This is a genomic window from Pedobacter sp. 10L46_2 (assembly GCF_056395165.1).
In genome coordinates this window covers 1-5,182 of record NZ_JBFTIZ010000300.1, presented here as the reverse complement: position 1 = coordinate 5,182, position 5,182 = coordinate 1, and the positions used below count along the sequence as shown (strand labels likewise).

The window sequence follows — 5,182 nt, the reverse complement described above, 5'->3', positions numbered from 1 at the left end:
ACATATAACAGCCACAGTGCTTTCTGTTGTTTATTCCATGTCATTAAAGGTGTACTATATTTTTTTGGGTCGTTTTTGAAATCAATTACCTCCACCTTTTGGTTCCCACTGCTGCCATTTGAAGGTATTTTTTTCCGAGTACTCTTCTTTTTTTGAGGGGAAGACAATTGTGGTAAAGAAACTTCCATTGTGTCTGCATCTTCTGTTTCAGAATTGTCACCAAGAAATTGTGGACTGGTTAGGCCCTTAATTTGATTTGTTACACTAGAAGTTATAGCAGCTACATCCTCCTTTGAGCCTTCTACTTCTAATTCAAAGCCTGTAATTTTGAGTTTAAATTTGAATTGATTTTTCGCCATGTTTGGTTAGATTGATATTTGGTGTAATACTTAAATCTCCCATAAAACATTTGCATGCGCAGAAACAAATCAACAGCACAGCGCTATCACAATAACATTGAGTGAGGTTTTGAGCGTTAATAGTTCCGTAAGTTCAGCCTTGTCATCACGACTTACTAAACTCCACTTATTGCACTCCCTAAAGTGCAATTCATACAAATCATAAAGGTTAATTCAAATGTTATAAATTTACCTGATAAAAACAATTATTAACTCAAAATAGTTACACATGAACTAAAAGATAATATTACTCTACGTAATAATTCAACGTTTATATCTTCCAATCACAAATACAACCAGGATAATGATATGGACAACATTTACTCCGATAAGAAGGATACTGGCCATAAATCCTCCGAACCATCTAAAGGAAAAAGATTCGCCAGGAAATTATCGATGATCAATATCGCTATGTTAACTACAACCATCTTAAACAATACTTTCTATTACATTAAGATTGGTCATTGTGATTCTATTTGAGTAAAACATAGCAGAATAGTTGGTAACGGTAATTGGATAATTGTTGCTCTTGTATATGATATGAATGAAAAAATTTAGCAGCCGAACTAATGATTCCGTATTTATCAATTCTTTGATTTAGTATAGAGATTTAAAAGAGGTATATCAACGCAGATAGACATACTATATCGAGTGTAGGTGTTACCAGAATACTCATTATTTACGACAGTGACCTTTCTCAGATTCGGTCCCATTTGTACGCCAAAGTTTATCGAGATTGGTGCTTTGGGAAGGCCTAAGGACCAGAAAATACCCGGAGATAATATATCCTTTAGCTGTATTGACGGTACTTGTTCAGTTTTACTGTCTTCAAACCGGAAAGCAGCCACAGCACCCAAGTCTACAAGGGAAACAAATAATGAGGACGAACAGCCCGAATTGCCCTTATCGAAAAAGCAAAACGGCCATGGAAAGAAACTGTTTCCTCTACTGAGGGTTATGCCAATCGGGGCCGCAAGACCAAAGCTATTAACCTTCTCAAGAGGATGGTGGTCATCAAGGCCCTTTATAATTTCATTTCCCAAGAAAAGGCCACAGTAGGCATTAAGGGAAACATTGAAACTAGATTTACGTTTGATACTGGCACTTCCTACCGGCAAAGCAACCGATTCTATAGCCTCTGCCACTTCCTCACTGTTTTTAGCTTCTATCATATTAGCCATGAATGCACCATATTTGGCCATTGCGGCCACGATATGGTTAACATATCTTAAGGTCGGGCTATTGTTTTGTATAGTGGCTGCAACATTTGCGTCTTTATTAACAATAGGACCTATGTCCGGCGTACCATCTGCCTTGGCTGCAGCAATGAGATCATCAGCTATTGCGATTTTTTCTTTCTTTGTTAGTTCTTTGGGGTTGTTTGGTATCTGGGCGAGCGCGGGCCAGACATATATAGAATTATATATTAATACAAGGTTGTTGACCGCTTCTGGATACCGCTTTCTATTGATGGCACTGACAAGGTCGGTAACTTGATACGCAACATTAAAATAAGGCTCGGAATCTGCTTTTAGTGAAACCATATCTGTAACCGCTGAGATAGCTGGCAGATCAGATATTTCCGTGGCAGACTGAAATAGTTCGACAGTAGCCCTGAAGTATTTAGCATATTTTTCAACTTTTACCGAATCAGGTGCGGTTGCGTCAAACTCTTTTATCATTTTATTCAATTCATTTGTTTTTGCTCCCACAGATACAATAAATTGTTTATACTTGGGATAATGAGTACTGAAGTTATCTACGAGTGTCCGGTCATTTAGCAGTGCGTAAAGGTTTGCGGAATTTGAATACGGGATGTTGTTGTATTTAATCTTTGCTGTCTCTACCAGAAGACCCATGTAAATTTTTAAAGCCAGAGGTTTGTCGGCCAGTTCCCTTAATTTAGCAGCATCGACCCAATATCTACCTTTTGAAGTATCACTTTCTTTTAGCGACTCGCTGAGGAGCTGCAGGGTTTGGATTGATCCTTTAAGCACATTTATTTTACTTTGGTCTGCTGCCGGAGCGCCGTAAAAGTAATTCAATGGGAATCCTTGCAGTATATCACCGGGATGCATATCATGTTTAAGCGACCTGGAGAGATAACAACCTGACAGCAAAGAGATTCGATAAATATAATTTTTGTCCAGATTAAAAAACGCCTTGTTATTATCCACAATCCCTGGTAAATTTTCGTCGAGCAGCTTTATGTCTGCCCGGAATGCCTCCCTTAGATTGTTAATATAGTTGCTATAAGTATAAATTTCCTTGTCTATGACTGTCAACAGTCCGTGCGTTTTTGGAAATACGGTTTTTAGATCTTTGTAGGTATCGAGTTCGTTTTTAAATTGTTGAAAGAAAGCAATACTCAGCTCCTCCTTAGTGCGTTTAACAATAAATTTAGCGAAACCGTCTGCGATATTCGTGACATCAAGCCCTCCCACAGAGCTAGCGAGGCCTTTTAGGCTTAGTCCACCTTGAGGAGTGCCCAAGAAAACATACCTAATCTCATCTTTTAGATACAGATTGGCATCCAGCTCATTAGATGAATTGATCTTATATTGGGTTGCGAGAATCTTTTTGATGGTAGATGCCTTGGACTCGGTTTCTTTAGCCGCAGCTATAAACAAAGCATCATTGATGATAGAACCTGGTCTGTAGATTTCCTGTTGAACAATAGGTTTATCGATATCTGGGTTTATGGGTGTTAAACTAAACGTACCCAAAGATTTGCCATTGAGTTTTACAGTAAATTTATCCGTTATACTCAAGCATTTATTGCATCCAATGACTTTGTGGTCCTCCTCAATCTTAACAGTATAATTCAGATCATCAAGATTTCTTGACAAATCCTTATCCAGCACTGACTCATCTTTGTTAGCGATTGTGGTCCCATCTTCAAGATAAATCTCAAAGGTTTTGTTTTTAAAAGCCTTATCGACGATAAAGGTAATCGATTTGAACTTAGTGCCGTCAACTGCGGGTAAGGGCTTGCCTTTAGCATCAATAGTAAAAGTTTGAGCTTGAACAAATGTGGTAGTTAACAGGATAAAAAGCGAGAATAAAATGTATCTCATATTTATATGGTTTTAAGATTGAACGTTTTCAGGGCTTCTTCAATTGGTAATACCAGAGAAAATTTTTCATTTTTGCCAAGCAACATCCCAATCAATTTATTTGTTTTGGTATGGTAAATACAGCTTCCAGAATCACCATCATCAGATATTGGCATTGTTGTTTCTCTTTTATTGGTGGTTCCGATGCATATGAGGTTTTTTTTAAAAAATGGTCCATTGTCGTAGTGAACAGGGAATCCGACATTGTAATCAATAATAAAGGCAGTTTTGATCTTGTTACCCTTAGATAACATTGTGATGTTGGCAAAGTCAGTTTTAACATCCTTGTCAATGACCTGATGAAACTGATTATTGAATTTAACATAATTTGAATCCTCTGGCAGATCTTCCACCTTAGCTATGGCCAGATCTTGGCTAAAGTCCATTATCTTGTAGTACCATTTCCCTGCCTCTGTATTGTTTATGATAATTGGAGTCTGATCCGATCGGTTCAACATGCCATTAAATCTGTCATCAAATGCTCCATTTGAGAAGATGTGTGCTGAGGTCAAGATGCCTTTGAAGGTATTGTTTTTTATTGTTGATACTACTCCACAACAAATGGAACCTGCATACTCTGCATTATCTTCCCTTGCCACATCAGAATTAAGCTGTGAATACTGGATTCTTGCTTTTCCTGCGCCCTTTATAATCTCGGTTTCGACGGCTTTAATAGAATTATCAGGCATTCTAGCTTCTAAAAATGAAGGGATACCTGTCGGCTCATTGTCCTTAAGGTAAATCGCAACAACATGAGTTACCGGATCGGAGTTCTTATCAACGGCGTCACTAACAGTTAGTATATTTGGAAATTTGACTTTTAAATACTGTTCGTTTTGGAGGACAGCAAGCCTTACTATTTCAGCAGAACTAAATTCCAAAGCACCTGTTCCTGATCGCTCTGAGGTTTTTGGCACAGCCATTTTACTCTCAAAAAAACTTTGTGTTGCTTTTGCGCCGAAAACAAATGCAATTATTCCCAACCAATATTGATCAATTTTGATATCATCCATAGAATCGACGGGCCATCCGATTTTGAGCAGCAGCATGCATATGATATTTGTGACCATAAACACCACTATCCGCATAGTACTTAAGCCCTCTCGACCTTCTAGCATTGACGGAAACGCGAATGAAAACCCAAGCATAGTAATGAAGAAGAAAATCGCAATTTTACTTGGAATGGTAGGGCCAGTATAAAATGAACACAACATCAAAGCTACGGTGCCTAAAATCAACAAGCAGAACCCTATAAATCGGATTATTGTAAGCTTTCCTTCTCTTTTATCAATAAAATCTCTCATTTTTTAGACTATCAAAGCGTAATGTATATTTTTCTGCAGGGCCATTCTGCTAAACTGCTAAAATGTCAATTGGGATGTTGTAAGTCTGATTATCCTGAGCCACATAAGTGATCGTTGTGGGAAGTTCTGCGCAATATAGTGGGTCGTCAAGATGAATTTTATCAGTCTTAAAAACAATCGCATTTACTTCTCTTTGATCCGCCAGGACTTTCTTCCCTATAATACCGTCTAGTAAACTAAAAGTTTCTTTCCATTCCGGATACTTGGCAGCTATGGCCTCCTGTAAAATAGCTTCAGGAATATCGGCAGCTGGCGGTACTGCTGCTGGCTGATCTGCAATTGCTCCGGGAGCAATTGGTAATTC

Annotated in this window: 4 protein-coding genes; all 4 read right to left on the bottom strand. The window is 38.2% G+C overall.

Going from position 1 to position 5,182, the window contains the following annotated elements:
• Positions 1–359: hypothetical protein (locus AC1DDX_RS23025; protein ID WP_477622660.1), on the bottom strand; the 359-nt coding region annotated here is incomplete at its 3' end.
• 623 nt (positions 360–982) lie between these two features.
• Positions 983–3,475 carry a hypothetical protein gene (locus AC1DDX_RS23020; RefSeq protein WP_337717719.1) on the bottom strand — a complete coding sequence of 831 codons (2,493 nt, stop codon included), beginning with the start codon at positions 3,473–3,475 and terminating at the stop codon, positions 983–985.
• Between the two features lie 2 nt (positions 3,476–3,477).
• Positions 3,478–4,818 carry a hypothetical protein gene (locus AC1DDX_RS23015; protein ID WP_337717721.1) on the bottom strand — a complete coding sequence of 447 codons (1,341 nt, stop codon included), beginning with the start codon at positions 4,816–4,818 and terminating at the stop codon, positions 3,478–3,480.
• Between the two features lie 49 nt (positions 4,819–4,867).
• Positions 4,868–5,182: hypothetical protein (locus tag AC1DDX_RS23010; RefSeq protein ID WP_477622659.1), on the bottom strand; the 315-nt coding region annotated here is incomplete at its 5' end.